This window comes from Jiangella alba, assembly GCF_900106035.1.
Taxonomy (GTDB): domain Bacteria; phylum Actinomycetota; class Actinomycetes; order Jiangellales; family Jiangellaceae; genus Jiangella; species Jiangella alba.
Genome location: NZ_FNUC01000004.1, coordinates 3,097,501 through 3,123,452 on the forward strand (window position 1 = coordinate 3,097,501; position 25,952 = coordinate 3,123,452).

At 72.9% G+C, this 25,952-nt stretch carries 21 protein-coding genes and 2 rRNA genes (1 of these 23 running past the window's edge); 11 read left to right on the top strand and 12 right to left on the bottom strand.

Annotation, left to right across the window (positions count from 1 at the left end; translation table 11 throughout):
- The 3 genes from BLV02_RS32275 to BLV02_RS32285 all read left to right on the top strand — a co-directional run.
- A 23S ribosomal RNA gene (locus BLV02_RS32275) occupies positions 1–1,025 on the top strand (it extends 2,094 nt beyond the left edge of the window).
- A 162-nt stretch (positions 1,026–1,187) separates the two neighbouring features.
- Positions 1,188–1,305, top strand: a 5S ribosomal RNA gene (gene rrf, locus BLV02_RS32280).
- A gap of 646 nt (positions 1,306–1,951) precedes the next feature.
- Positions 1,952–3,013, top strand: a complete 1,062-nt coding sequence (locus BLV02_RS32285) for a Y-family DNA polymerase (protein WP_069113783.1) — start codon at positions 1,952–1,954, stop codon at positions 3,011–3,013.
- 3 nt (positions 3,014–3,016) lie between these two features.
- On the opposite strand, the gene BLV02_RS32290 is transcribed toward BLV02_RS32285, so the two are convergent.
- Positions 3,017–3,934 (bottom strand): AEC family transporter, encoded by a 918-nt coding sequence (locus BLV02_RS32290; RefSeq protein WP_069113782.1) that lies wholly within the window; start codon positions 3,932–3,934, stop codon positions 3,017–3,019.
- Positions 3,935–4,175: 241 nt separating this feature from the next.
- On the opposite strand from BLV02_RS32290, the gene BLV02_RS32295 reads away from it, so the two are divergent.
- Entirely contained in the window at positions 4,176–5,729 is a 1,554-nt protein-coding gene (locus tag BLV02_RS32295; RefSeq protein ID WP_069113781.1) for a M28 family peptidase, read from the top strand.
- Here the strand turns inward: BLV02_RS32295 and mptB are convergent.
- Entirely contained in the window at positions 5,713–7,185 is a 1,473-nt protein-coding gene (gene mptB, locus BLV02_RS32300) for a polyprenol phosphomannose-dependent alpha 1,6 mannosyltransferase MptB (RefSeq protein ID WP_141711757.1), read from the bottom strand. The genes BLV02_RS32295 and mptB overlap by 17 nt on opposite strands.
- A gap of 70 nt (positions 7,186–7,255) precedes the next feature.
- Positions 7,256–8,251 (bottom strand): aldo/keto reductase, encoded by a 996-nt coding sequence (locus BLV02_RS32305; protein ID WP_069113779.1) that lies wholly within the window; start codon positions 8,249–8,251, stop codon positions 7,256–7,258.
- Between the two features lie 90 nt (positions 8,252–8,341).
- On the opposite strand from BLV02_RS32305, the gene BLV02_RS32310 reads away from it, so the two are divergent.
- Positions 8,342–9,055 (top strand): TetR/AcrR family transcriptional regulator, encoded by a 714-nt coding sequence (locus BLV02_RS32310; RefSeq protein WP_069113778.1) that lies wholly within the window; start codon positions 8,342–8,344, stop codon positions 9,053–9,055.
- 141 nt (positions 9,056–9,196) lie between these two features.
- On the opposite strand, the gene BLV02_RS32315 is transcribed toward BLV02_RS32310, so the two are convergent.
- Together BLV02_RS32315 and BLV02_RS32320 are read right to left on the bottom strand one after the other, a co-directional pair.
- Positions 9,197–10,366 (bottom strand): sensor histidine kinase, encoded by a 1,170-nt coding sequence (locus BLV02_RS32315; RefSeq protein ID WP_069113777.1) that lies wholly within the window; start codon positions 10,364–10,366, stop codon positions 9,197–9,199.
- Entirely contained in the window at positions 10,363–11,022 is a 660-nt protein-coding gene (locus BLV02_RS32320) for a response regulator transcription factor (protein ID WP_171906842.1), read from the bottom strand. The genes BLV02_RS32315 and BLV02_RS32320 overlap by 4 nt, the downstream gene beginning before the upstream one ends.
- 80 nt (positions 11,023–11,102) lie before the next feature.
- Here BLV02_RS32320 and BLV02_RS37365 point away from each other — a divergent pair, with 80 nt between their 5' ends.
- From BLV02_RS37365 to BLV02_RS32340, 4 genes are read left to right on the top strand one after another with little or no spacing between them, the layout of a single operon-like run.
- The gene (locus BLV02_RS37365; RefSeq protein WP_216094457.1) at positions 11,103–11,621 is read left to right on the top strand and encodes a hypothetical protein; all 519 of its coding nucleotides are present in this window, start codon (positions 11,103–11,105) and stop codon (positions 11,619–11,621) included.
- A complete protein-coding gene (locus BLV02_RS32330; protein ID WP_069113775.1) occupies positions 11,618–12,682 on the top strand; it encodes a peptidoglycan-binding domain-containing protein in 1,065 nt (354 codons plus the stop codon). The genes BLV02_RS37365 and BLV02_RS32330 overlap by 4 nt, the downstream gene beginning before the upstream one ends.
- Positions 12,679–13,338: an ABC transporter ATP-binding protein gene (locus BLV02_RS32335; protein ID WP_069113774.1), complete on the top strand. Its 660-nt coding sequence runs from the start codon at positions 12,679–12,681 to the stop codon at positions 13,336–13,338. Before BLV02_RS32330 ends, BLV02_RS32335 begins: the two co-directional genes overlap by 4 nt.
- Complete coding sequence (locus BLV02_RS32340) at positions 13,335–14,543, top strand: ABC transporter permease (protein WP_069113773.1); 1,209 nt, start codon at positions 13,335–13,337, stop codon at positions 14,541–14,543. Before BLV02_RS32335 ends, BLV02_RS32340 begins: the two co-directional genes overlap by 4 nt.
- 54 nt (positions 14,544–14,597) lie before the next feature.
- On the opposite strand, the gene BLV02_RS32345 is transcribed toward BLV02_RS32340, so the two are convergent.
- Genes BLV02_RS32345 through BLV02_RS32365 form a run of 5 tightly spaced genes read right to left on the bottom strand, consistent with a single transcriptional unit; the run spans position 14,598 to position 21,528 of the window.
- Entirely contained in the window at positions 14,598–17,291 is a 2,694-nt protein-coding gene (locus BLV02_RS32345; RefSeq protein WP_069113772.1) for a sugar-binding protein, read from the bottom strand.
- Between the two features lie 39 nt (positions 17,292–17,330).
- Positions 17,331–18,137, bottom strand: a complete 807-nt coding sequence (locus tag BLV02_RS32350) for a carbohydrate ABC transporter permease (protein ID WP_069113771.1) — start codon at positions 18,135–18,137, stop codon at positions 17,331–17,333.
- The gene (locus tag BLV02_RS32355; RefSeq protein ID WP_069113770.1) at positions 18,134–19,024 is read right to left on the bottom strand and encodes a carbohydrate ABC transporter permease; all 891 of its coding nucleotides are present in this window, start codon (positions 19,022–19,024) and stop codon (positions 18,134–18,136) included. The genes BLV02_RS32350 and BLV02_RS32355 overlap by 4 nt, the downstream gene beginning before the upstream one ends.
- Positions 19,024–20,385, bottom strand: a complete 1,362-nt coding sequence (locus BLV02_RS32360; RefSeq protein ID WP_069113769.1) for an extracellular solute-binding protein — start codon at positions 20,383–20,385, stop codon at positions 19,024–19,026. The genes BLV02_RS32355 and BLV02_RS32360 overlap by 1 nt, the downstream gene beginning before the upstream one ends.
- A gap of 45 nt (positions 20,386–20,430) precedes the next feature.
- Entirely contained in the window at positions 20,431–21,528 is a 1,098-nt protein-coding gene (locus BLV02_RS32365) for a carbohydrate kinase family protein (protein WP_216094456.1), read from the bottom strand.
- 198 nt (positions 21,529–21,726) lie between these two features.
- Between BLV02_RS32365 and BLV02_RS32370 the strand changes: the two genes are divergently transcribed.
- Entirely contained in the window at positions 21,727–22,479 is a 753-nt protein-coding gene (locus BLV02_RS32370; protein ID WP_069113767.1) for a DeoR/GlpR family DNA-binding transcription regulator, read from the top strand.
- Positions 22,476–23,810 (top strand): family 4 glycosyl hydrolase, encoded by a 1,335-nt coding sequence (locus BLV02_RS32375; RefSeq protein WP_074946855.1) that lies wholly within the window; start codon positions 22,476–22,478, stop codon positions 23,808–23,810. The genes BLV02_RS32370 and BLV02_RS32375 overlap by 4 nt, the downstream gene beginning before the upstream one ends.
- A 214-nt stretch (positions 23,811–24,024) precedes the next feature.
- Here the strand turns inward: BLV02_RS32375 and BLV02_RS32380 are convergent, their stop codons facing one another.
- Positions 24,025–24,591 carry a hypothetical protein gene (locus BLV02_RS32380; protein ID WP_069113765.1) on the bottom strand — a complete coding sequence of 189 codons (567 nt, stop codon included), beginning with the start codon at positions 24,589–24,591 and terminating at the stop codon, positions 24,025–24,027.
- A 122-nt stretch (positions 24,592–24,713) separates the two neighbouring features.
- Positions 24,714–25,859: an FAD-dependent oxidoreductase gene (locus BLV02_RS32385; RefSeq protein WP_069113764.1), complete on the bottom strand. Its 1,146-nt coding sequence runs from the start codon at positions 25,857–25,859 to the stop codon at positions 24,714–24,716.
- Between the last annotated feature and the right edge of the window lie 93 nt (positions 25,860–25,952).

The window sequence follows — 25,952 nt, forward strand, 5'->3', positions numbered from 1 at the left end:
AAGCTCAGAACTTAAGCGCCAGTAAACGGCGGTGGTAACTATAACCATCCTAAGGTAGCGAAATTCCTTGTCGGGTAAGTTCCGACCTGCACGAATGGCGTAACGACTTTCCCACTGTCTCAACCACGGACTCGGCGAAATTGCACTACGAGTAAAGATGCTCGTTACCCGCAGCAGGACGGAAAGACCCCGGGACCTTTACTATAGCTTGGTATTGGTGTTCGGTTCGGCTTGTGTAGGATAGGTGGGAGACTGTGAAGCCGGCACGCCAGTGTCGGTGGAGTCAACGTTGAAATACCACTCTGGTCGTACTGGATATCTAACCTCGGTCCGTGATCCGGATCAGGGACAGTGCCTGGTGGGTAGTTTAACTGGGGCGGTTGCCTCCCAAAAGGTAACGGAGGCGCCCAAAGGTTCCCTCAGCCTGGTTGGCAATCAGGTGTCGAGTGCAAGTGCACAAGGGAGCTTGACTGTGAGACCGACAGGTCGAGCAGGTGCGAAAGCAGGGACTAGTGATCCGGCAGTGGCTTGTGGAAGCGCTGTCGCTCAACGGATAAAAGGTACCCCGGGGATAACAGGCTGATCCTGCCCAAGAGTCCATATCGACGGCATGGTTTGGCACCTCGATGTCGGCTCGTCGCATCCTGGGGCCGTAGCAGGTCCCAAGGGTTGGGCTGTTCGCCCATTAAAGCGGTACGCGAGCTGGGTTTAGAACGTCGTGAGACAGTTCGGTCCCTATCCGCTGCGGGCGCAGGAGACTTGAGAAGGGCTGTCCCTAGTACGAGAGGACCGGGACGGACGAACCTCTGGTGTGCCAGTTGTTCCGCCAGGAGCACCGCTGGTTGGCTACGTTCGGAAGGGATAACCGCTGAAAGCATCTAAGCGGGAAGCCTGCTTCAAGATGAGGTCTCCCACACGGTTGACGTGGTAAGGCCCCCAGCTAGACGACTGGGTTGATAGGCCGGACGTGGAAGCCCAGAAATGGGTGAAGCTGACCGGTACTAATAGGCCGAGGACTTGACCACACACACCCCCTTCTTGTGGGGTGACCTGCTGAAGACGAAAATTCGCGTCCACTATACGGTTCTGTTCCAACGAACAGGCACCACCCCCAGGCACACACCCACACCCCCACGCGGCGGGTACGGGTGGACGGTGCCAGGGCCGGTGCACAACTCCATAGACGTGCCGGCGGTCATAGCGGCAGGGGAAACGCCCGGTCCCATTCCGAACCCGGAAGCTAAGCCCTCCAGCGCCGATGGTACTGCCCTCTAGCGGGGGTGGGAGAGTAGGACACCGCCGGACACACACCCAAAGTGAAGGCCCACCCCACGACACAACCCGGGGTGGGCCTTCACCACGTCCACCACCACCCACCCGGCACCGCCACCCGCGGCCCGTCGCCGTGCGCGCTGAACGACGCCGGGTGTGCCGACGCGGCCGGTGACGGTTCGCGGCAGCACGGCAGCAGTCCGCAGATTCGGCTTCCGATCCGGGAACCAGACGCGGCTGCGGAGAGTTGACCAGAATGAAGGGCTTCCCCCGCCGGGGCGGCCCTTCGCCACGTCTACGCCACGTCCACGCCACCCCGACCACAGCGCCGTCGCGAGCTTCCGTGCTGTCACGGCGCCGGGCCGGGCTCGATCCGCGCCACTCTGGTCGAATCGGCCGGGCAGGCGACCACGGTGGCGGCGGTCGTGGCAGCGGCCGTCGGCATAGTGGCGGCGGTGTTGGTGCCGCCGGGGGTGACGAGAACGCCAACAGTTGTCACTCACGTCAACCCGCGCGAACACACCGCCCGCCGCCCAGCCTTGCGCACCACAACCGCCCGGCTCCTCCCTTGCCCCCGGCGCTCCCACCGCCACGTTCGGTCGTTGCCGGCGTCGCGGACCTCGTCAGTGCCTGCCCCTAGGCTGATCCCATCGACGCCGAACCAGAGGCCCTCGTCGCGTTGCCGAGCGGGGGAGACCAGTTCGCCCGGGCGCTGCCGGGCGGACCGCTGCTGCATGTCGACGTCGACGCGTTCTTCGCGGCGGTCGAGCAGCGCGACGACCCGGGGCTGAGGGGCATCCCGATGGCCGCGGGCGACGTCGTCATCGCGTGCGCGAGCTACGAGGCGCGCGAGTGGGGCGTCCAGGCCGGCATGTCCGTCGGCGAGGCCGTGGCGGTGTGCCCGCGGCTGCGGCTCGTCCCGCTGCGCTCCGACGCCTACGCCGCCGCCAGCACGGCGCTCTTCGCGGTGCTCGGGCGGTTCGCCGCACGGGTCGAGCCCGGCTCCATGGAAGAAGCGTTCCTCGACACCCGCGCCACGCCGTGGGCCACCGTCGACCAGCTGGCGGCGTCGGTGCAGCGGGCGGTGGCTCACGAGACCGGCCTGCCGGTGACGGTCGGCGCCGGGCGGACGAAGCTGATGGCGAAGCTCGCGTCCCGGTCGGTGAAACCCCGCGGCCTGCGCGTCATCCAGCCGGCCGAGGAACGCTACCTGCGCCCCGCCCTCCTCATCGACGAGCTCTGGGGCGTCGGCGACGTCACGCGGGAACGGCTGCGCCAGCACAACATCCGCACCGTCGCCGACATCGCCGTCGTGCATCCCGACCACCTGCGCGACATCGCCGGCACCCAGATGGCCCGCCGGCTCGCCGCCATCGCCACCGGCGCCGACGACGCCACCGTGCGGCCCGAACGCCCCCGGCGCTCCTACAGCGTCCAGCGGGCCGTCCCGCGCGGCAGCGGCGTCGACGTCGACCTGCTGACGGGGGAGCTGGCCGGGCGGCTGCATGACGGCGGCTTCACCTGCACCGTCGTCAGCGTCGCGCTGAAGTACGCCAACCGCCTCGAGCACCGCGGCCGCGCCCGCCTGCTCGAACCCACCGCCGACGCGCGGCGGCTGGCGAGCACCGCCCGGTCGCTGCTGCCGGCCGGCGGCGTGCGGGTCGAGAAGGCCGGCATCACCGTCACCGGACTGCAGCGCGCCGACGCCGCGGTGCAGCTGACCCTCGACACCGGCGGATAGCCGCTACTTGAGCAGCGCGGCCACGACCACCAGCACCGGCAACGACAACCCCGTCGTCAGGAGAATGGCCTCCCGCACGAGCACCTGCGCCTGCCCGTACCGCAGCGCGAACGTCAACGCGTTCTGCGCGGTCGGCAGCGCCGACAACACGACGACGGCGAGCAGCTCGGCGGACGAGAGGCCGAGCGCCAGGCCGAGCAGGTACGCCACCGCCGGATGCACGAGCGTCTTCAGCACGACGGCGAGCGCGAGCGGCCCGCGGTCCGGGCCCCGGCCGGGCCGGCTGCTGCCGCGCAGCGAGATCCCGAACACCATCAGCACCGCCGGGATCGAGATCGCCCCGACGAGCACGAACGGCTCCATCAGCGGCTCCGGCACCGTCACCCCCGAGGCGGCGATCACGACGCCCGCCAGCGACGCGACGGTGATGGGGCTCTGCAGCGGCGTCAGGAACCGCTGCCACACCGGCATCGACGCGCCGCGGCCGGCGAGGTCGAGGACGGTCAACGCCACCGGCACGATGACGATGTTCTGCATCAGCAGGATCGGCGCCACCAGCGACGCGTCGCCGAGGACGTAGGCGGCGATCGGCAGGCCGAGGTTGCCCGCGTTCACCAGACCCGCGCACAGCACGCCCAGCGTGGTGTACGAGACACCCCACCGCCGCCACCAGCCCACCAGCGCGAACACCGTCAGCACGACGACGACGCTGCCGGTGGTCGCGATCAGCGGTGTCGCCACGATGACGCCGAGGTCGGCCTCGGCGACGGTGTGGAACATGAGGGCGGGGCTGGCCACCCAGAACGCCAGCCGGGTGAGGACGGTCGGACCGGCCGGGCCGAGCAGTTCGGTGCGGCCCAGCACGTAGCCGACGGCGATGATCGAGACGATGACGGCGAACCCGGTGGCGACGCTGGTCATCGGGTGCGCGTCACTCCTCTCGCCCCGGCGGCCGCGCCCGCTCCGGGCGCGCCGCTCACGGCACCGCGCAGCCCAGCCTACGTGGCCGGCGGACATGCGGCGCGGCCCGCTGGCCACCGTCAACCGTCACAAACCCGACACGGCCGAGGTCTTCTGTAAGGACGCCGGGCCGTCTAGTGTCACGGTCATCATTTTCCGGTCCGCAGGCCGGCATCCAGGAACCTGTGCAGGAGGTTGCCCGATGACGAGACGACCGACCAGGCGCGTGGCCGCCGTGGCGAGTGCCGGCGCGCTCGCCGCGACGTGTCTGCTCGCCGCACCCGCTCAGGCGGCGAGCGACAACGTCGCGATCCGGCAGATGAACAAGCTCATCACCCTCGAGGCGGTCATGGGCCACCTCGAGGCCTTCCAGGAGATCAGCGACGAGAACGGCGGCAACCGCGCCTCCGGGCTCCCCGGCTACGCGGCCTCCGTCGACTACGTCGTCGAGCAGCTGGAGGCGGCCGGCTACACGCCGGAGGTCCAGGAGTTCGAGTTCGAGTACTTCGACGAGCGCTCCGAGCTGGAGCGGATCAGCCCGAACCCGCGCACCTACGAAGAGGGCAGCGAGTTCATCCGCAACGACTTCGACACCGGCTCCCCGCAGGGCGAGGCCACCGGCGCGCTGTTCCCCGCCGACGTCCGCCTCGACGCCCCGGGCCTGCCGGACAACACGTCGACCAGCGGCTGCGAGGCCGCCGACTTCGCCGGCATGGCGCCGGGCAGCATCGCGCTGGTGCAGCGCGGCACCTGCGGCTTCGCCGTCAAGGTGCTCAACGCGCAGACGGCCGGCGCCGCCGGCGTGGTCGTCATGAACGAGGGCCAGGTCGGCCGCACCGGGCTGGTCGGCATGATCGGCGACGCCACCGGCCTCGCCATCCCGGCCGTGTTCGCGACGTTCGACGCCGGCGCCAGCCTGGCCGAGACGCCGGGCACGACCGTCCGGGTGAAGGTCGACTTCACCGCCGACATCCGCACGACGTACAACGTGCTGGCCGAGACCCGCAAGGGCAACCCGGACAACGTCGTCATGGCCGGCGCGCACCTCGACAGCGTCCAGGACGGCCCGGGCATCAACGACAACGGCAGCGGCAGCGCCGCGCTGCTGGAGACGGCGATCCAGATCAACCGGCAGAACCTCAAGAACCAGGTCCGCTTCGCCTGGTGGGGTGCGGAGGAGTCGGGCCTGCTCGGCTCGAACTTCTACGTGCCGGATCTCACGCAGGAGGAGCGGGACAGGATCGCGCTCTACCTGAACTTCGACATGGTCGCCTCGCCCAACTACATGTTCGGCATCTACGACGGCGACAACTCCAGCGGCACCGCCCCCGACGGGTTCATCCCGGAGGGCTCGGCGCAGATCGAGGACGTGTTCGAGAAGATCTACACCCGCCGCAACCAGCCGTTCAACGACAGCGAGTTCTCCGGGCGCTCGGACTACGGCGCGTTCATCGAGGCGGACATCCCGGCCGGCGGGCTGTTCACCGGCGCCGAGGGCGCGAAGTCGGAGGAGCAGGCAGAGCTGTACGGCGGCCTGGCGAACGTGCCGTACGACCCCTGCTACCACGGGTTCTGCGACAACCTGACCGGCGACGGCCAGGACGACGCGATCTACGACGCGCTGAGCGCGGAGTACGACCTTGTCGGCAACGTCAACACCGAGGCGCTGGACATCAACGCCGACGTCATCGGCTCGGCCGTGCTGACCTTCGCCTACGACACCCGGACCGTCAACGGCGTCAAGCCGCGCCGCTGACCGTCAGATCGGCCGCCCCGGCGTCCGCCCGCTCACCGGGCGGGCGCCGGCGCGCGTCGGCCAGCCACCAGAACGTCAGCGCCAGCGTCGCCACCAGGAGCAGCAGCGTCACCGGCAACAGGCCGTGGTGCCAGCGGGTCAGCGGATCCGGCAGCGCGGAGAAGCACAGCGCGATACTCAGCCCGATCAGCCGGCGCTGCCCGACCACCCCGGCGCCGGCCGCGAGCAGCGTCAGCGCCCACGCCAGGTACCAGGCGTGGATGACGGGAGCGGCCAGCGCCAGCACCACGAGCGCGGCGCCGACCAGCGTCCCGGCGCGGTGCACCGGCAGCGACGGCCGACCGGCGCGGACGACCAGCCAGCCCATCAGCACCGCGCCCGCGGCCGCGCACAGCATCCGCGCGCCGTCCAGCAACGTGCCGAAGCCGACGCCGCCCATCGTCAGGCCGTACGCGACGCCGGCGACCGCCGCCGGAACGGTGTACAGCAGCTCCACCCGGCCCGGGGTGTCGAGCGTCGAGATCCAGCCCCAGCCGTCCGGCACCGTGGCCGCCGCACCGAGGACGACGACGGCCGTCACCGTCAGCACCGCGGCGGTCCCGGCCCAGCGCCGCTCGGGCCGCCGGAACCGCGCCCACAGCACGTAGCCGACCAGGACCAGCCCGGGCAGCTTCAGCGCGAACGCGGCCGCCGCGGCCAGCGCCGCCAGCCACCACCAGCGCCGGCGCACCGCCAGCAGCACGACCGGCGCCAGCGCGCCGACCAGCACGTCCAGGTGCACGCCGCCGATCAGGTGCAGCACCACCACCGGGTTCGCCGCCACCAGCGCGACGGCGGCGGGCCGCGCACCCGGCCGGGCCAGCCGCGCCACGGCCACCGTCCCGACGACGACCGCGGCGATCGCCAGCATCCGCAGCAGCAGCACGAACGGCACGTGCTGCGCGCCGGTGACGTCGGCCGACCAGCCCAGCAGGGTCAGCGACAGCGGCCCGTACGGCGCCGGCGTCATCCGCCAGACCGGCGCGACCGGGTCCAGCAGCGGGCCGGCGCCGAACACGATCGGGCCGGTCGTGTACGGGTCGATGCCCAGGACGAGCAGCCGCCCCTGCGCGACGTACGAGTACGCGTCCAGGCTGAGGATCGGCTGCGCCAGCAGCACCGGCGCCGTCCACGCGGCCGCCGCCCGCGCGACGAACCGCACGTCGACGACGTGGTCGCGGGCCAGCAGGTACAGCCGGACGAACAGCAGCGACAGCGCCGCGATGGCGGCCACCGCCAGCAGCGCCCATGCCGGCCGTCCCTCGCCGGCGGCGCGCCACAGCCCGAGTGGCCCGTCCGGCAGGACGACGCCCGGGATCGGGCCGGCCAGCGTGACCGCGACCACCACCGTCGTCGACGCCGCCGCGCCGGCCACCAGTGTGGCCCGCGGCGACCCGGACGGCGCGTCGGCGGACATCACCGACAGGTAGCCAGACCCGGACGGCGCCGCGGTGAACGCCGCCGGGCGGCCGGGTGAATGCGGGCCGTCAGCGCTCGCTGTCGAGGTGGGCGTAGGCGTAGTCGGCGTACCGGTTGCCCGCGGCCGCGCCGGCCGGCACGGCCCGCTCGATGCGGGCGAGGTCGTCGGCGCCGAGCGTCAGGCCGATGGCGCCGAGCGACTCCGTCAGCCGGGCGCGGGTGCGGGCGCCGACCAGCGGCACGATGTCCGGGCCCTGGGCGGCGACCCAGGCGATGGCGACCTGCGCGACCGTCGCGCCGTTCTGCTCCGCGACGCCGCGCAGCGCCTCGACCAGCGCGAGGTTGTGCTCGAGGTTGCCCGACTGGAACCGCGGGCCGGTGGCGCGGAAGTCGCCGGCGGCCAGCTCGCGGTCCGGGCGCCAGTGCCCGCTGAGCAGCCCGCGCGAGAGCACGCCGTACGCCGTCACGCCGATGCCGAGCTCGCGGGCGGTGGGCAGCACCTGCGCCTCGATGCCGCGGGAGAGCAGCGAGTACTCGATCTGCAGGTCGGCGATCGGGTGCACGGCGGCGGCGCGGCGCAGCGTCTCGGCGCCCACCTCGGACAGCCCGACGTGGCGGACGTAGCCGGCCTGGATCAGCTCGGCGATGGCGCCGACGGTCTCCTCGATCGGCACGGCCGGGTCCAGCCGGGCCGGCCGGTAGACGTCGATGTGATCGGTGCCGAGGCGGCGTAGGCTGTAGGCGGCGAAGTTCTTCACCGCGACCGGCCGGGTGTCGTAGCCCAGCCAGGCGCCGTCCGGCCCGCGCAGGCCGCCGAACTTCACGCTGACGACGACGTCGTCGCGGTCGCGGCCGCGCAGGGCGTCGCGCAGCAGCAGCTCGTTGGCGCCCATGCCGTAGAAGTCGCCGGTGTCGAGCAGGGTGACGCCGGCGTCGAGGGCGGCGTGGACGGTGGCGACCGACTCGTCGCGGTCGGCCGGGCCGTAGAGGTCGGACATGCCCATCAGGCCCAGGCCGAGGGCGGAGACCGTGGGTCCGGTGCTGCCGAGGGTGGTCGTGCGCATGACGGCTCCTTCGTGGCTTCCACTGCTAACACTTCGACGTTAGCAGTGATGTGGTAGCGATGCTAACGCAAGTTGGTTATCGTTGATTCCATGACGACGGAGGAGGCGACGGACACCCGGGGCCGCGTCCTGCGCGCGGCCGCCGGGCTGCTCGAGCGCGAGGGCCGCGACGCCGTGTCGACGCGCGCCGTCAGCGCCGCGGCCGGTGTGCAGGCGCCCACGCTGTACCGGCTGTTCGGCGACATGAACGGGCTGCTCGACGCGGTCGCGGCGTACGGCTTCGAGCAGTACCTGGGCGACAAGCGGGCCATGGGTGAGACCGACGACCCGGTGGCCGACCTCCGCCGCGGCTGGGACCTCCACGTCGAGTTCGGGCTGTCGCGGCCGGCGTTCTACGTGCTGATGTACGGCAACGGGCGGGCCGGCGGGTCGGCCGCGGCCGACGCGGCGGCCATCCTGCACCGGCTGCTCGGCCGGGTCGCGGCGGCCGGGCGCCTCACCATGAGCGTCGAGTCGGCGGCCCGGCTCATGCACGCGACCGGCGTCGGGGTGGTGCTGACGCTGATCGCAACGCCGGAGGCCGAGCGCGACCGCTCGCTGGCCGACCTCGCCCGCGACTCCGTGCTGCGCACCGTGGTCTCCGACGCCGTCCCCGCGGCCGACGCGGGGGTGCCGCCGCTGGTCGGACGGGCGGTCGCGCTGCGCGAGGCGCTGCACACCGACGGCGGCGGCGCGGACTCGCTCACCGCCGCCGAGCAGGCGCTACTGGAGCAGTGGCTCGACCGCCTCGCCGGACGGCCCTGATCACGTCAGCTGGACGACGCGACGATCGCCCCCGCTGGCCCTCCACTCAAGTTGATCATGGAGAAGGGGGGCTTCCCAGGCCTGAGAACCCGACTTTCTCCATGATCAACTTGTCGGCGGGGCGGCGGGGCGGCCGGGGCGTCAGCCCGGCCGCGCGGGCAGCGTGACGGTGACCGTCAGCCCGCCGCCGGGACGGGCGGCGGCGGTCGCGTCGCCGCCGTGGGCCCGGGCCACCGCGCGGACGATCGACAGGCCGAGGCCGAAGCCGCGGTTCGGTCCCGCGCGCCGGTCGCCGAGCCTGCGGAACGGCTGGAACAGCGCCTCGACCTCGTCGCCGGGGACGTCCGGGCCGGTGTTCGCGACCACCAGCGTGACGGTGCCCGCGCCGGCGGCCGTCGACACCGCCAGCCAGCCGCCCGCGACGTTGTGCCGCACGGCGTTCTCCACCAGGTTCTGCGTGAGCCGCTCCAGCAGGACGGGGTCACCGGCGGTCGCGGCGGGGTGCAGCGGCCCGATCCGCACCGCCACACCGGCCCGGTCGGCCTCGGCGGCGGCCTGCTCGGCCACCTGCGCGGCGAGGCCGGCGAGCGCGACCGGCGACCGGTCGGTGACGGCATGCTCGCTGTCGGCCAGGGTCAGCAGGGCGTCGATGAGCCGCTCGTGCCGCTGGTTGACGGCGAGCAGCGCGGCGCCCAGCCGCCGGGTCTCGTCGGCGGCGCCGGGCCGGGTGACGGCCAGCTCGACCAGCGCGCGGTTGAGGGCCAGCGGCGTGCGCAGCTCGTGCGACGCGTTGGCCACGAACCGGCGCTGGCCGTCGAAGGACCGATCGAGCTGTTCGAGCATGTCGTCGAAGGTGTCGGCGAGCCGCTTCACCTCGTCGTCCGGGCCGGTGAGCGCGATGCGTTCGTGCAGGCCGCGCGCGCCGCCGCCGCGGGCGATGCGGCGCGCCGTGCTGGTGATGGCGTTGAGCGGGCGCAGCGCCCGCCCGCCGACCAGCCAGCCGGCGCCCGCCGCCACGGCGCCGACGGCCAGCAGCGCCACCCCGCCCTGGGTGAGCAGCGAGTCGAGCGCGGCGTCCTGCAGGGCGTCCTGCTGCGCCTGCACCTGCGCGACCACGTCGTCGACGTTGCCGCTCACGGCCGCCGACGCGCGCAGCGCGGCGAGGTCGGACGACTCGCGGTCGGGGTCGGTGACCGCGTCCAGGCTCTGCCGCACCAGCAGGTACGTGACCGCCAGCACCAGCGCGCCGGCCAGCACGAACAACCCGCCGTACAGGGTGGTCAGCCGCAGCCGCAGGGTCGAGCGCGTCACGGCAGCCGGTATCCCGCGCCGGGAACGGTCTCGACGACGGGTGGGTCGCCGAGCTTGCGGCGCAGCTTCATCATCGTGACCCGCACGACGTTCGTGAACGGGTCGATGTTCTCGTCCCACGCCTTCTCCAGCAGCTGCTCGGCGCTGACGACGGCGCCGTCGGCCCGGAGCAGCTCGGTCAGCACCGCCAGCTCCTTGTTGGCCAGCGCGACCGGACGGCCGTCGCGGGAGACCTGGCGGCGAGCGGGGTCGACCCGGATGCCGGAGCGCTGCAGCACCGGCGGCGCGGCCGGCCGGGCCCGCCGCAGCAGCGCGTGCACCCGGGCGGACAGCTCGGCGAACGCGAACGGCTTGGTGAGGTAGTCGTCGGCGCCGAGGCCCAGCCCGCCGACGCGGTCGCGGATGCCGGCGGCCGCCGTGAGCATGAGGATGCGCGGCGGCTCGGCGCCGGAGCCGAGGATCGAGCGGCAGACGTCGTCGCCGTGGGTGCCGGGGAGGTCGCGGTCGAGCACGACGACGTCGTAGGCGTGCAGCGACAGCCGCTCGAGCGCGGCGTCGCCGTCGTAGACGAGGTCGACGGCGAACGACTCGCGCCGCAGCCACTCGGCCACCGCGTCGGCCAGGATCCGTTCGTCCTCGACCACGAGAATCCGCATGCTCCCATGGTCACCCACGCCGCGTAACGCCCGCATAAACAGTCACGCCGGGGTTATGTGCCGGCCGCTTCGCTGGTGTCATGACGACCCGACGGATGACGATGACCATGGCATTCCTGCTGCTCGGCGTGGCCGGGCTGGGCGCCTGCGGCGGCGCCGACGACGCGCCGGAGGTCGCGACGGCGCAGACGGACGCGCCCAGCGCCGAGCCGGAGGCCACGCCCAGCGCCGAACCAGGACCGCTGGCGTTCACCCAGTGCATGCGCGAGCACGGCGTCGACATGGCCGACCCCGACCCCACGACCGGCCGCCCGCAGGTGGGCGACGGCGTCGACCCGGACGGTCCGGCCTACCAGGAGGCGATGGACGCGTGCGCGGACCTGCTGCCCGAGGGCGGCGCGCTGTCCGAGCCCGATCCGGCGGAGCTGGACCAGTTCCAGGCGTTCGCCGAGTGCATGCGCGACAACGGCCTGCCGGACTTCCCCGACCCGCAGCCCGGCGGCCAGGGCCTGTTCGAGGGCCTCGACCGCACGAACCCCGGGTTCCAGGCGGCGCTGGAGGCGTGCCAGGACGTGCTGCCCGCGGGCGGTGGGCAATGAGGACGCGGCGGGTCGTGGTGCCGCTCGGCGTCGCGGCGGTGCTGGCCGCAGGGGCGCTGGCGGCGCGGGGGATCGGCGGCGGCGCCGGGCCCGGCGACGACGAGCCGGACGGCCTGCCGCCGGCCACGGCCACCGTCACCACCACCGACCTCGTGCAGACGGTGCAGGTGCCGGGGGAGCTCGGCTACGGCACGCCGGTCGAGCTGCCGGCGAAGTCCGACGGCGGCACGCTCACGTGGGTGGCGGCGCCGGGCACCGTCGTCGGGCAGGGGCAGCCGGTGTACGCCGTCGACGGCGAGCCGGTCGTGCTGGTGCACGGCACGGTGCCGCCGTACCGCACGCTCGAGCCCGGCGTGTCCGGCCCGGACGTCCAGCAACTGGAGGCGGCGCTGGCCGCGCTCGGCTACGACGGGTTCCAGGCCGACGACGAGTACCACGGCTCGACGGCGGACGCGGTCGAGGAGTGGCAGGACGACCTCGGCGTCGAGGAGACCGGGACCGTCGGCACCGGCCAGATCGTCGTCGTGCCCGCCGACCTGCGCATCGCCGAGCAGACACTGGCCGCCGGCGCCACGCTCGGCGGCCCCGAGGGCGGCGGCGTCGCGTCGGTCGTCACCTACACCGGGACGACGCCCGTGGTGGTCGTCGGCCTGGACCCGGCGCAGCAGCACCTGGTCGCGCCCGGCACGGCGGCCACCGTGCTGCTGCCGGACGGCTCCACCACGGCCGCGACGGTGTCCGGCGTCAGCCCGGTCGCCACGGCCGTCGACGACGGCGAGACCGTCATCACCGTGACGGTGGCGCTGGCCGACCCCGCCGTCGCCGGCGCCCTGGACTCGGCGCCGGTCGACGTCGGCCTGGTCGCGGCGCAGGCGCAGGACGTGCTGGCGGTCCCGGTCGGCGCGCTGGTCGCGCTGGCCGAGGGCGGCTACGCGGTCCAGGTCGTCGACGGCGAGCAGGTCGCGTTCGTCCCCGTCGAGACCGGCATGTTCGCGTCCGGCCTGGTCGAGGTCAGCGGCGCCGGGATCGAGGACGGCACCGTCGTGGGGGTGCCGGCATGAGCGTCGTCGAGCTGCGCGACGTGGCCAAGGCGTACCCGGGCGGGGTGCACGCCGTCCGCGGCGTCACGCTGACCGTCGAGGCGGGCGAGCTGACCGGCATCGTCGGCCCGTCCGGGTCCGGGAAGTCGACCATGCTCAACCTCATCGGCACGCTGGACCGGCCGACGTCGGGGGAGGTGCGCATCGCCGGGCACCGGGTGGCCGGGCTCGGCGACCGCCAGCTGTCGGCGTTGCGGGCCCGCGCCATCGGCTTCGTGTTCCAGCAGTTCCACCTGACCTCCGGGGTGGCCGCGCTGGACGCCGTCGCCGACGGCGCGCTGTACACCGGGCTGTCGCGGTCGCGTCGGCTGCGGCGGGCGGAGGAGGCGCTGCACCGCGTCGGCCTGGGACACCGGCTGCGGCACCGGCCGCACGAGCTGTCCGGCGGGGAACGCCAGCGGGTGGCCATCGCGCGGGCCGTGATCGGCGCGCCGGAGCTGCTGCTGGCCGACGAGCCCACCGGGAACCTCGACTCGTCGTCCGGCGCCGGCGTGATGGCGCTGCTGCGCGAGCTGAACGCGGCCGGCACGACCATCGTGATCATCACCCACGACCGCGAGATCGCCGCCGCGCTGCCGCGCCGGGTCGAGATGCGCGACGGGCGGGTGACGTCGTGAGCGCCGCCGCGACGCTGCGGCCGGCGCGGCTGCGGCCCGCCGACGTCGTGCACACCGGCGGCGCGGGGCTGCGGTCCCGGCCGACCCGCGTGGCCCTGTCGGCACTGGGCATCGCCATCGGCATCGCCGCGATGATCGCCGTCGTCGGCATCTCCACGTCCAGCCGTGAGGACCTGAACCGGCAGCTCGACGCGCTCGGCACCAACCTGCTGTCGGCCGGGCCCGGCCAGGACCTGTTCGGCGAGGACGCCCAGCTGCCGGCCGAGTCCGTCGGGATGATCGGGCGGATCGGGCCGGTGACGTCGGTGACGGCGGTCGCGGTCGTGCCGGACACCGCGGTCTACCGCAACGACCTCGTCCCGCCCGGCGAGACCAACAGCCTCGCCGTCCTCGCCGCCGACCTCGGCCTGCTCGACACCGTCGCCGCGACGGTCTCCAGCGGCGCGTTCCTCGACCCGGCGACGGCGCAGTACCCGGCGGTCGTGCTGGGTGCGACGGCGGCCGAGCGGCTCGGCGTCGGCGCGGCCGGTCCGGAGCAGACGGTGTGGCTGGGCGGGCAGTGGTTCACCGTCACCGGTGTGCTCGACCCGGTGCCGCTGGCGCCGGAGCTGGACACGTCGGCGCTGGTCGGCTGGCCGGTCGCGGAGGCGCTGCTCGGCTTCGACGGCCTGCCGACGACGGTGTACGCGCGGGCCGTGGAGCAGGCCGTCGGCGCCGTCCAGAACGTGCTGGCGGCGACCGCGAACCCGGAGGCCCCGAACGAGGTGGACGTCGCCCGCCCGTCCGACGCGCTGGTCGCCCAGGCCGCCGCCGACAGCACGCTGAACGCGCTGCTGCTCGGCCTCGGCGCGGTGGCGCTGCTGGTCGGCGGCGTCGGCGTCGCCAACACGATGGTGATCTCGGTGCTGGAGCGGCGCGCCGAGATCGGGCTGCGCCGGTCGCTCGGCGCCACCCGCGGCCAGATCCGCACACAGTTCGTCTGCGAGGCGCTGCTGCTGTCGGCCCTCGGCGGCCTGGCCGGGGTGCTGGCCGGCATCGCCGTCACCGCGGCCTACGCGACGGCGCAGGGCTGGCCGGTGGTGGTGCCCGTGTGGGCGATGGGCGGCGGGCTCGGCGCGACGCTGGTCATCGGGGCGCTGGCCGGGCTGTACCCGGCGCTCCGGGCCGCCCGCCTGGCGCCGGCCCTGGCGTTGACGGCGCCCTGACGTGGAGAGTCCCGCTCCGCCGGGCGACCAGCACCGGCGGAGCGGGACGTTCGATCAGTCCACCGCCTCCGACAGCGCCAGCGCGCCGTCGTCGGTGATGAACGCGACCAGTGCGGTGAGGTCGTCGGACTCACCGGTCACGGGCACGTCGACGGTGGTGCGGCCGGAGCCGACCTCCACCGACACCGAGCCCGCCACGCGCTCGCCGTCCCAGAGGAAGACGTTCGCCCGGCCGGACTCGCGGGTGCGCAGCCGCAGCTGCACCTCGCCGTCGTCCTCGCTCGCCGACTGGATCGTCGCCGTGCGGGCCGGCAGCTCCCGGCCGCCGCCGAGCCCGACGCCGTCCTCGGCCGACTGCGCGATGCTCTGCGGCGAGTCGACGCTCAGCGCCGCGGTGTCGGGCATCGTCGGCGCGACCGGGTTGGAGCCGGCGTCGGCCAGCCCCGGCAGCGTCGCGAGGGACCACCGGAACGGGTCGGCCTGCACCCCGTTGAAGGTGGACCAGCCGATCCGCGTCTGGCCGGTCTTGTCCTGCGTGTCCGAGTCGTAGACCAGCACGTTCAGGCCCATCCGCGCCGGGTCGACGGCGTCGGGAAGGACGTCGAACGGGATCTTGGCCTCGACGGTGTAGCCGTCGTACGGCTCGTTCACGACCGACGCGACCTCCATGCCGGGCGCGGTCTCGGCCCCCGGGCCCTGGTGGTTGTCGGCGTCGCGCTGGAAGCACGGCTGCCCCTCCACCGTGGTGGGGAAGATGCCGGTCTTGAACGTCGTCGAGGTGTTCGACGACGTGCCGCGCGGGTCGACGGTGATCTCGACGGAGTCGGTGCGCCAGTGCCGCTTGCAGTCCTCGAGCGGCAGCACCGTGCCCAGCGTGTCGTCGGTGACCTCGACGAACACGTACAGGGCGTCGTCGGTGAAGGTCAGCCGCGTGGTCGACGAGGCGTCCTCGGGCGTGGCCTGCTCACCTTCCCAGCGGGTCCCGCTGTCGATGACCTCGCCCGCGTACTCGCCCTCGCTCGCGACGCCGTCCAGCACCGGAGCGGTCGCCGCCTGCGGGATCTCCGTCGACGGCACCAGCTCGAGCACCGCGTTCTGGGTGTCGGAGCCGGACCCGAAGTCGGTGACGACCTGGAACGGGTAGCCGCCGTTCGGGGCGCGGTTCGACGTCGGCAGTGCGGTGTCGGTGTTGGTGACGTCGAACGTGACGGTGGCCGTGGCGCCCGGCGCGAGGCCGTCGAACGGCGCCGACGCCGGCGACGCGGTGAAGCCGTCGGCGAGGTCGAGCGAGACCGAGCCGGCCGCCGCGGCGGCGCCGTCGTTGGTGACGGTGACCGACACCGGCTGGGTGCGGCCGACGCCGACCGACGCGATCGGCGCGATCAGGCTCTCCAGCTTCGGCAGGTCGACGTCGCCGGTCCAGGCGGCGAAGACCTCGGCCTCGGGCCGCTGCGCCAGTTCACCGCGCACGTCCGTGGTGACCTCGACGGCGGCCTCGTTCGCGCCGCTGCCGGTGCGGGTGGCGAGGCTCGCCTTCAGCGCGACCCGCTCACCGGCGGTGGCGTTCGCCGGCGGCGTGACGGTGACGTCGACGCTCACCTCGCGGCCGGGGGCCAGCGTGCGGGGGAGCGCACCGGCCGGCACGTCCGCCGTCCAGCCGTCCGGCCCGGTGACCGTCAGCGCCGGCTGCACCAGCGGCTTGCGGGCCGGCGCCTTGACGGTGACCGTCGCGGTGAACGACTGGCCCGGGAGCACCAGGAACGGCTCGGGGTCGATGGTCACCTCGGTGCCCAGCGGCAGGCCGCCGTCGATCGGCAGCAACGCACCTTGTAGGGCTGTGGTTGAGCCTGCGGGTTGCATCAGGTACGGCGTCCGGCTGGCGATCAGCGTGAACCAGTCGCAGCCGTTCAGCTCGGGGTCGGTGGGCGGCGGCGGGAAGCCGGCCCAGCCCTGGCTCACGTACTCCCACTGCGCCTTGCGCTCGCGCAGCGCCCACAGCTCGCCGGTCTCCGTCGACGTCCGGCCCTGCCAGGCGCCGAACACGCGGTCGGTGCGGTCGGCCGGCGTGTAGGGGGTGGTCTCGCAGGCCGAGCCGCCCACGCCCGAGCCGGTGGCGCCGCTGCGCAGGATGCGCGACACCCGCCACGTCGACAGGCCCTCCTCGGACAGCTGGTCCGGGAACGCGTCGGGGTCGGCGGCGGCCTCGTACGCCTCGACGGCCAGCCGCGCGGCCTGCTGGTGGTGGCCGTGGTTGCCGGGCGTCGGCGACGGGTTCATCGTGACGATGACCTCGGGCCGGGTGCTCCGGACGACGCGCACGACTCGCTCCAGCGCGTCGTCGCCCCACACCTGGTCGGTGAGCGGAGCGCTGGCGTTGTAGAAGAAGTCGAGCTCGTCGAGGTTGTAGACGTTCTCGATGCCGGCGTTGGCGACGGCGCTGCGCTCTTCGGCCTCGCGCAGCATGCCCAGCTCCGGACCCTCCTCGAGGCCGACGGCGTTGCCGCCGCCCTCGCCCCGGGTCACGGTGATGACGCCGGCCTTCAGGTCCGCGGCCTCGTTCCACTGACCGAACGCGGCCAGCGCACCGGCCTCGTCGTCAGGGTGCGCGCCGACGAACAGCACGTCGAGATCGACGGCGTCGGACTTCGGGGCGGGCGCTCCTGTTGCGGCCGGTGCGGCGACCGCGGGGAGCGTCGCCGCGAGGAGAGCTGCGGTGGCGGCTGCAGCAGCGGGTCTGGCTGCTCGCATGGTGACTCCTCTCGAGTTGTGACGAACACTTCGGGCGCGTTACTTGACCGCGCCCTCGACCATCCCCCGGATGAAGTGGCGCTGCAGGAACAGGTAGAGCACGACGACCGGCAGCGCGACGAGTGTCGCGCCGGCGGCCAGCAGCGCCGTTCCGGACGTGTACTGGCCCTGGAAGAAGGCCAAACCCAGCGGTGCGGTGCGGAGACTCTCGTCGGTGGCCATGATCAGCGGGATCAGGAACTCGTTCCACGTCCACATGAAGACCAGCACGATCATCGTGGTGACGGCCGGCCGGCCCATCGGGACGAGGATGCGCCACAGCGTGGCCCAGTGCCCCGCGCCGTCGAGCCGGGCCGCCTCGACGACCTCGCGGGAGCTGCCCCGGAAGTAGGCGCGCATCCAGAACGTGCCGAACGCCGTCGACTGCGCCACCTGCGGCGCGACGATCGCGACCAGCGTGTTCGTCAGCCCGACCTCGCGCAGGTCGAAGTACAGCGCGATGACCAGGGCCTCCGCCGGCACCATGATGCCCAGCAGGATGACGTAGAACAGCACCTCCGAGCCGCGGAAACGCATGGTGCCGAACGCGTAGCCGGCCAGCACCGAGAACAGCGTCGACAGCCCCACCACGAGGATCGCCACGATGATGCTGGTGCGCAGGTAGGAGCCGAAGTGGCCCTGGTCCCACGCGTCGGCGAAGTTCTCGAAGTGGAACGAGCCGCCGCCGCCGATCTGGTCGTTCGACAGCGCCGTCTGCAGGATCAGCAGCACCGGGAACACGGCGATGACCGCGAACAGCACCAGCACGGCGTAGTTCGCCAGCCGCTCTCCGCGCGAGATCGTCATCGTTGCCCCCGTTCGCCGACCCGGTTGATCAGCACCGTCGCCACGAACAGCACCAGCGTCAGCACGACGGCCAGCGCCGTCGCGATGCCGACTCGGCCGAGCAGGAACGCGTTGTTGTAGACCTGGTACGACGGCACCGTGGTCTGGGTGCCCGGCCCGCCGCTGGTCATGACGTAGACCAGGTCGAACGTCTTCAGCGCGGCGATGACGGTGAGCGTCAGCGCCACGGCCATCTCACCGCGCAGCGACGGCAGCGTGATGGCCCGGAACTCCCGGAACGGGCCGGCGCCGTCGAGCCGCGCCGCCTCGTACAGCTCCCGCGGGACGCGCGACATGCCGGCCAGGAACAGCACCAGGCACAGGCCGGTGCCGACCCAGGTGCCGACGATGCCGACCGACGGCAGCGCCCAGGCGTAGTCGCCCAGCCACGGCCGCGCCAGGGAGTCCAGGCCGACGAACCGGAGCAGGTCGTTCAGCGGCCCGTTCGGCTCGTAGATCTGCCGCCACGCGATGGCCACGACGACCATCGGGATGACCTGCGGCAGGAACAGCACGACCCGGAAGAACCCCATGCCGCGCAGCACCGCCCGGCTCATCGCCGCGGCCAGCAGCAGCCCCAGCGTCACCGGGATGACCGCGTAGAACACGATCAGCACCAGCGCGTGGACGAACGCCCCGCGCAGCTGCGGCTCGGTGAAGACGTCCTGGTAGTTCGACAGCCCGGCCCAGGTGCTGGAGCCCAGCCCGTTCCACTCGTAGAGCGAGAACTGCGCCGTCCGGGCCAGCGGGACCAGGACGAACAGGCCGAAGACCAGCAGTGCCGGGAGGATGTAGAGGTAGGCGACCCGGCGTGGTTCGCCGGGCCCCCTACTTGCGGCTACCGCCATCAGCTGCCGGTGGCCGCGCTGTACTCGGCCTCGAGCGTGTCCAGGAACTGCTGCGGGTCGCTCTGCCCGGCCATGAGGTTCTGCACGGCGACGGTGAGGGTGTCGTAGAACGTCTCGGTCGCGTAGTCGAGGTACGGCACGACGAGGTCCTCTTCACCGGCCTGCGCCCACGCCGCGAACACCTCGGACTGCAGCCCGGTGGTGGTCTGCTGGTCGGCCTCGATGACCGGCAGGTTGCCCGCCTCGGTGACCGCCGTCATGGCGTCGGAGCTGGTGATGAAGTCGATGTAGGCGGCCGCGGCCTCCTTGGCGTCGCTCTTGGCCGGGATCGCCCACGGGATGCTGATACCGCCGGTGACGAGGTGCGAGCCGCTGGCGCCGGCCGGCGGGAGCACGAAGCCGACGTCGTCGCCCATGGCCGAGGTGAGGTCGGCGACCAGCCAGGTGCCGCCGACGAAGAACACGCCGGTGCCCTGGGCGAACGCCTGCCAGGCGCTGTCGTAGTTGACGCCGTTGAAGCCCTCGACGAAGTAGCCGGCGTCGACCCACTCGCGGGTCGCCTCGGCCGCCGCGACGTTGTCGTCGGAGGTCCAGGACGAGCCCGGGCGGCCGAAGCCGAGGTTGCGGATGGTGTCGGCGTCGGAGAACTGGTTCTGGATGAACCCGAACTCGTGGATGCCGGCCCAAGGCTCGGAGTTGCCGAACTGGATCGGCACCTCACCGGCGGCCTGCGCCGCCTGCAGCGCCGCGACGAGGTCGTCGGTGGTCTCCGGCGGCTCGATGCCGAGCGCGGCCAGCTTCGACTTGCTGTAGTAGAGGCCGACGATCTCGCCCATCTGCGGCAGGCCGTAGAGGTCGCCCTCGCCGTAGGTGGCGCCGTCCTCGCTGTACGACGCGAGCGCGCGCACCGACTCGGGGAAGCGGTCGAACCACTCGTACCCCTCGGCGTAGCCGTCGAGCGGGGTGAGCAGGCCGGACGCGACGTACTGGCCCATCTCGGGGCGGCCGTTGTTGGCCTGGACGACGTCGGGCGCGTCGTCGCCGGACAGTGCGAGGCGCAGCGTGGTGCGCAGGTCGTCGGTGGAGCGCGACACCCGCTCGATGGTGATGTTCGGGTAGGCCTCCTCGAACGCGGCGTTGAGCGCCTCGATCTGCTCGGTCTGCCCCTCGCGGACCTCCTGGTCCCACACCGTCAGGGTGATGTCGCCCAGTTCGGACGGATCGGTGGCGACGTCGCCGGCGGTGGGTGCGCTGCCGGCGTCGTCGTCACCGTCGTCGCCCGGAGCGCACGCCCCGATCAGCAGTGCGACGGCGGCAGCCGCGCACAGCCGGGTGCTGGTCCTCGTGATCGACAGCGTCATGAGAGTCGGCCCTTTCGAAAATGTCGGTGTGCCCAGGTGCCCGGTTCAGCGGCCGGCCCGGAAGCCGAGCGTCGCGATGGCACGCGACACCTCCGGGACGGCGTCGTCCGGGACGATCGTGTTCAGGAACTCGTAGTCGCCCGCGAGCGCGGGGTCCTTCGACCCCGTGTCGCGGTACCACAGCGCGATGTCGCCCCAGCCGGGCGAGGCGAGCGCGCCGCCGAAGTGCCGCACCGAGAGCGCGGCACCCAGGTTGGCCAGCCGCAGGCTGTGCAGCAGCGGCCAGCCTGCCAGCGTACCCACCATGAGACCGGCGACGAACACGTCCCCGGCGCCGGTGGGGTCGAGCGCCTCGACCGGGACCGCGGCCGCCTTCACCGGGCGGCCGGTCTCCTTGTCGAACGCGAGCGCGCCGTCGGCGCCGTTGGTCACGACCGCCAGCGGCACCAGCTCGGCCAGCTTCTCGACCGCGGCCTCGGCGCTGCCGGTGCGGGTGTAGCTCATCGCCTCGACGGCGTTGGGGGAGAAGGCATAGCAGCCGGCCAGGCTCTCGCGCAGCCGGCCGAGGTCCCAGCGGTCCTCCGGGTCCCAGCCGAGGTCGGCGAAGATCCGGCCGCCGGAGGACGCCACGGAGTCGACCCACGGCTGCCGCTCGCCGCCGAGGTCGACGAAGCAGGACCGGGCCTGCGGCGGGTGCGTGACCAGCCGGTTCAGCGCCGCGGGCTGGTGCCCGTGGGTGACCATGGCGCGGTCGCGCTGGTAGACCATCGACACCGTGACCGGCGAGTGCCAGCCGGTGACGTAGCGCGAGTAGGTGAGATCGACGCCCTCCTGGACGCCGAGCGTCTGCCGGCAGTAGTCGCCGTAGAGGTCCTCGCCGAACGTGGCGGCCAGGCCGGTGCGCAGCCCCAGCCGCGCGGCGGCGACCGCGAGGTTGGCGACGCCGCCCGGGCTGGAGCCCATGCCGTCGGCCCACACCTCGGTGCCCTGCTTCGGCGGGCCCTCCATGCCGATGAAGATGATGTCGAAGAACACGGTCCCGGTGAGGAAGACGTCCAGCTCGGGACCGCCGTCCTGGCGCTGTGCGGCCAGCGGGTCGTGCCGCGACGGTGCGCGGTACGGGTCACGAGCGATGTTCGACACGGTGCTTCCTCTCCCCATTCCCCCAGACGCAGGGTTGCGACGAACCCTAGTGTGGCTGCGCGCAAATGACAAGATATGAGCGGTTGTGATGCATCCATTGGGCCGCACGCCGCTCTGACCGGGTGTTTCGCTCAGCTTTGCGCACGTTTCGGCGTGACTACTGTTCGATTGAGCGAAGATGACTGATATGGTGCAGCCGTGCTTGCGCAGCGCCGGTATGAGCTCATCATGCAGACCCTCCGTGCCGAGGGTCCGGTGTCCGTCACCGTGCTGGGCACCCGTCTCGGCGTCAGCCAGGCGACCATCCGGCGCGACCTCGCGTGGCTGGAGGAGCAGGGTCTGCTCACCCGGGTGCGCGGCGGCGCGGCCGCCAGCCCGTCGCTGGAACCGTCCTTCGCGGCCGTCGCCACCGAGGCGCACCGCGCGAAGGACGCCATCGCCCGGCGGGCGGCCGGCATGGTCGAGGACGGCGACGTGCTGCTGCTCGACATCGGCACCACGGTGCACCGGCTGGCCGTGCACCTGCGCGGCCGCAAGGTCACCGTGATGACCGCCAACATGGCGGTCTACGAAGAGCTGCTGCCCGACCCCGACATCGAGCTGATCCTGCTCGGCGGCGTGGTGCGGCGCAACTACAAGTCGCTGGTCGGCTTCCTCACCGAGGACGCCGTCCGGCAGCTGCGTGCCGGCAAGTTGTTCATGGGGACCAGCGGGGTGCGCGCCGACGGCGCTGTCGTCGACACCACGGTGGTCGAGGTGCCGGTGCGCCGGGCCATGATCGCGGCGGCCGACCAGGTCATCCTGCTCGCCGACGCGGAGAAGTTCCCAGGGACGGGGTTCGCCAGCGTGTGCGGGCCCGACGCCCTGGACGTCGTCGTGACCGATGCGGACGAGGGCACCGAAGCCCTCGGCGCGCTCCGGGAGAACGGTGTGAAGGTGGTTCTCGTATGAGATTGACGATCCTCGGGGGCGGCGGATTCCGCGTCCCGCTGGTGCATCGCGCGTTGGCCAGCGAGGAGTCCGGCGTCGACACCGTCGTCCTGCACGACACCGACGCCGAACGCGTGCGGGCCGTGCAGGCGGTGCTCGAGGAACGTTCCGGTGGCCGCGGGCCGAAGCTGGTGGTCGAGAGCGACCTCGCGGCGGCCGTGCGCGGCACCGACTTCGTCTTCTCGGCCATCCGGGTCGGCGGCCTGGCCGGGCGGTCCTGCGACGAGCGGACCGCGCTCGGGCAGGGCGTGCTGGGCCAGGAGACCACCGGCGCCGGTGGCGTGCTGTACGGGCTGCGGACGGTGCCGGTCGCGCTGAAGATCGCGTCGACCATCGCCGCGGAGGCGCCGGACGCCTGGGTGATCAACTTCACCAACCCGGCCGGCATGGTCACCGAGGCGATGAGCTCGGTGCTCGGCGACCGCGTCATCGGCATCTGCGACTCCCCGGTGGGGATGTTCCGCCGGGTCGCCCGCGCGCTGGACGTCCCGATGGGCGACGCGTGGTTCGACTACGCGGGCCTCAACCACCTGGGCTGGCTGCGCCGGGTGCTGGTGAACGGGCGCGACGTGCTGCCCGACCTCCTCGCGTCGGACGACGCGCTGGGCTCGTTCGAGGAGGGGAAGCTGTTCGGGGCGCCGTGGCTGCGCTCGCTCGGCGCCATCCCGAACGAGTACCTCTATTACTACTACTTCACCCGCGACGCCATCGCGTCGGCGCAGGCCGCGCCGGCCACCCGCGGTGAGTACCTGATCCAGCAGCAGGCCGGGTTCTACACCGGCCCGGCCGGGGCCGGTGGCGCCGCCGAGCGCTGGGACGAGGTGCGGCGCGAGCGCGAGGCCACCTACATGGCCGAGAGTCGCGAGGCCGCCGGCGTCGGCGAGCGCGACACCGCCGACCTCGACGGCGGCGGCTACGACCGCGTCGCGCTGGCGCTCATGCGGGCCATCGCGGCCGACGAGCGGGCCACGCTGGTGCTCAACGTCCGCAACCGCTCCGCCCTCGCCGGCGTCGACGCCGACGCCGTCGTCGAGGTGCCCTGCCTGGTCGGCCGCAACGGCGCTCAGCCGCTCGCGGCCGGCGCGCTGGACCCGGCGGCGGCCGCGCTGGTGGCGGCGGTGAAGGCGACCGACCGGGCGGCCATCGCGGCGGCCAGGTCCGGGTCCCGGCGCGCGGCCGTGGCGGCCGTGGCCGGCCACCCGCTGGTCGACTCCGTCACGACGGCGGAGCGGCTGGTCGAGGCCGAGCTGGCCGCGCTGCCGGAGCTGCGCGCCGTCCTCACCCGCGACTGACTGAGTGCGCGGGCTGCCGCGACGGACCGGCGTGTGGCGGCCCGGTGACCTGAACGCCAACAGTTGGCGTTCAGGTCAACAATTGCGAACACCACCGCGGTCCGGCCGACCCGGCAACGGGTCTGGCAGGCGGCCTGGCCTGAGCCGGCCCGCGGACGCGGGGGCGGGGTCTTCGGATCGGTGCGGGCCACGGGGGTGCCCGCACACTGATCCGTCAGGCCAGCCGGTAGAGCATCGGCTGGGCGGAGATGCCGTTCGCGGCGAAGTTGGCCAGGACGAACCGGCGGAACGACGACCTGACCAGCATCTTCGGCGCCACGTCGCGCAGCCGGTCCCACCGGCAGTGGTTGACGATGCCGTAGTCGCGCGGCTCACCGTCCAGCGGTGCCAGCACCCGCGAGTTGTCCAGGCCGGTCGCGACGTTCCACCAGCCGGCGGTGTACTCCCAGACGGGGACGAGGTCGCGCTCGTCGTCGGCGTAGAAGAAGTTGAACAGGAACACGCCGGGCCGTCCGGTCTCGACGTCGCCCATGCTCCGCGGGCTGGCGGCGGCGAACTCGAACGTCCGCCGGGCCGCGCGGCGCACCCGGCCGGCCAGCTGCTGGTAGGCGGCGTGGTCGCGCAGGTCCTCGGCGGCGCGCGGCGACACCGTCTCGACCAGGACGACGACGTCGTAGCGGGCCCGGGCGCGCAGCCGGCCGGACGTGACGGCGCGCCGCAGCAGCCGGTGGTTCTCGCCGAAGACCAGGTGGGCGAAGCCCCGGAAGACCGTCGCGCGCACGACGTCGCCGGTCGATCTCCGCGGCCAGCAGCAGGTAGCCCGACTCCGTGGGCGGCTCGAGCTCCGCGGGTGCGGGGTTGAGGTGCTCGTTGACGATGCGCATCGGGATGTCTCCTGGGGGATCAGCGGTAGGCCAGGCCGGACAGCCGGCGCGCCAGCCGGTCGCGGACGGCGGGCACGGTGCCGAGCAGGCGCAGCGCCACGTTGCGCACCGGCCGCGCCGCCGGCCCGGCGGTGGCCAGCCGAGTGAGCCGGTCGGCGAGGGCGACGATCTCGGTGGCGATCGGCCTGCGGTCCGACTCGTAGCCATCCAGCACCTCGTCGGAGGCGCCGTCGAGCACCTCGTGCAGGCGGACGCCGAGCGCGACCGCGTCGGTGATGCCGGCGTTCATGCCCTGGCCGCCGGCCGGGCTGTGCACGTGTGCCGCGTCGCCGGCCAGGAGGATCCGGCCGCGGCGGTAGGCGCTGGCCACGCGGTGGTGCAGCCGGAACCGCGAGCTCCAGACGACGTCGCGGACCTCGGCACGTTCGGCGCGCGGGCCCCTGGTGTCGAGGAGCTGCTGGACGAAGGCCGCGTCGGGATGCTCCGGTGCGTCGGCCACGGTGGCGACGATGCGGTGGATGCCGCCGGGCAGGGGAGCGACGACCACCATTCCGGCGGGGGAGAAGTACAGGATGACCTCGTCGTCCGGTGCGCCGCCGGTCAGCCGGACGTCGGCGAGCACGAACGACTCGTCGTAGGCGTCGCCGTCGAACGAGATGCCCGCCTGCTCGCGGACGATGCTGTGCATGCCGTCGGCGCCGACGACGTAACCGGCCCGGACCTGCGCTCCGTCGGCGAACGTGGCCACGACCCCGTCGCCGGCCTGCTCGAGGGCCGTCAGCCGGTGCGGCCGCAGCACCTGGCCGCCGAGCTCGGTGAGCCGGTCGAGCAGCACCCGCTCGGTGACCGCCTGCGAGATCATGAGGGTGTACGGATAGGCCGTCGGCAGCCGGTCGAACGGCACCGGCACCAAGATGCGGTCGCGGTCGCGGATGGTGAAGCGCGGTGCGTGGATGCCCAGCGCGGTCAGCCGGTCGCTCACGCCGTACGGCTCGAGTGCCTCCAGCGTGTGCGCGTGGACGACCGCCGCGCGCGACGTGGTGTCGGCGGCCGCTCGGCCGTCCACGATGAGGACGTGCTGCCCGTGCTCGGCGAGGACCGTCGCGAGGGTGAGCCCGGTGGGGCCGGCGCCGACGACGAGGACGTCGGTGGTGGTGGGAATCATGATGCCGTCCTTGTCAACAATCGTTGGTCAACGAGCGTTGGCATCACCGTACGCACGGGTCCGCAGTTAAGTCAACAGTTGTTGGCAAACGCC

Coding starts and splice junctions, on each gene's coding strand:
- BLV02_RS32350 (WP_069113771.1), bottom strand. CDS start 18,137: ATGACGATCTCGCGCGGAGAGCGGCTGGCGAACTACGCCGTGCTGGTG.
- BLV02_RS32290 (WP_069113782.1), bottom strand. CDS start 3,934: ATGACCAGCGTCGCCACCGGGTTCGCCGTCATCGTCTCGATCATCGCC.
- mptB (WP_141711757.1), bottom strand. CDS start 7,185: ATGTCCGCCGACGCGCCGTCCGGGTCGCCGCGGGCCACACTGGTGGCC.
- BLV02_RS32305 (WP_069113779.1), bottom strand. CDS start 8,251: ATGCGCACGACCACCCTCGGCAGCACCGGACCCACGGTCTCCGCCCTC.
- BLV02_RS32335 (WP_069113774.1), top strand. CDS start 12,679: ATGAGCGTCGTCGAGCTGCGCGACGTGGCCAAGGCGTACCCGGGCGGG.
- BLV02_RS32320 (WP_171906842.1), bottom strand. CDS start 11,022: ATGCGGATTCTCGTGGTCGAGGACGAACGGATCCTGGCCGACGCGGTG.
- BLV02_RS32360 (WP_069113769.1), bottom strand. CDS start 20,385: ATGACGCTGTCGATCACGAGGACCAGCACCCGGCTGTGCGCGGCTGCC.
- BLV02_RS32295 (WP_069113781.1), top strand. CDS start 4,176: ATGACGAGACGACCGACCAGGCGCGTGGCCGCCGTGGCGAGTGCCGGC.
- BLV02_RS32355 (WP_069113770.1), bottom strand. CDS start 19,024: ATGGCGGTAGCCGCAAGTAGGGGGCCCGGCGAACCACGCCGGGTCGCC.
- BLV02_RS37365 (WP_216094457.1), top strand. CDS start 11,103: ATGACGACCCGACGGATGACGATGACCATGGCATTCCTGCTGCTCGGC.
- BLV02_RS32330 (WP_069113775.1), top strand. CDS start 11,618: ATGAGGACGCGGCGGGTCGTGGTGCCGCTCGGCGTCGCGGCGGTGCTG.
- BLV02_RS32345 (WP_069113772.1), bottom strand. CDS start 17,291: ATGCGAGCAGCCAGACCCGCTGCTGCAGCCGCCACCGCAGCTCTCCTC.
- BLV02_RS32310 (WP_069113778.1), top strand. CDS start 8,342: ATGACGACGGAGGAGGCGACGGACACCCGGGGCCGCGTCCTGCGCGCG.
- BLV02_RS32385 (WP_069113764.1), bottom strand. CDS start 25,859: ATGATTCCCACCACCACCGACGTCCTCGTCGTCGGCGCCGGCCCCACC.
- BLV02_RS32375 (WP_074946855.1), top strand. CDS start 22,476: ATGAGATTGACGATCCTCGGGGGCGGCGGATTCCGCGTCCCGCTGGTG.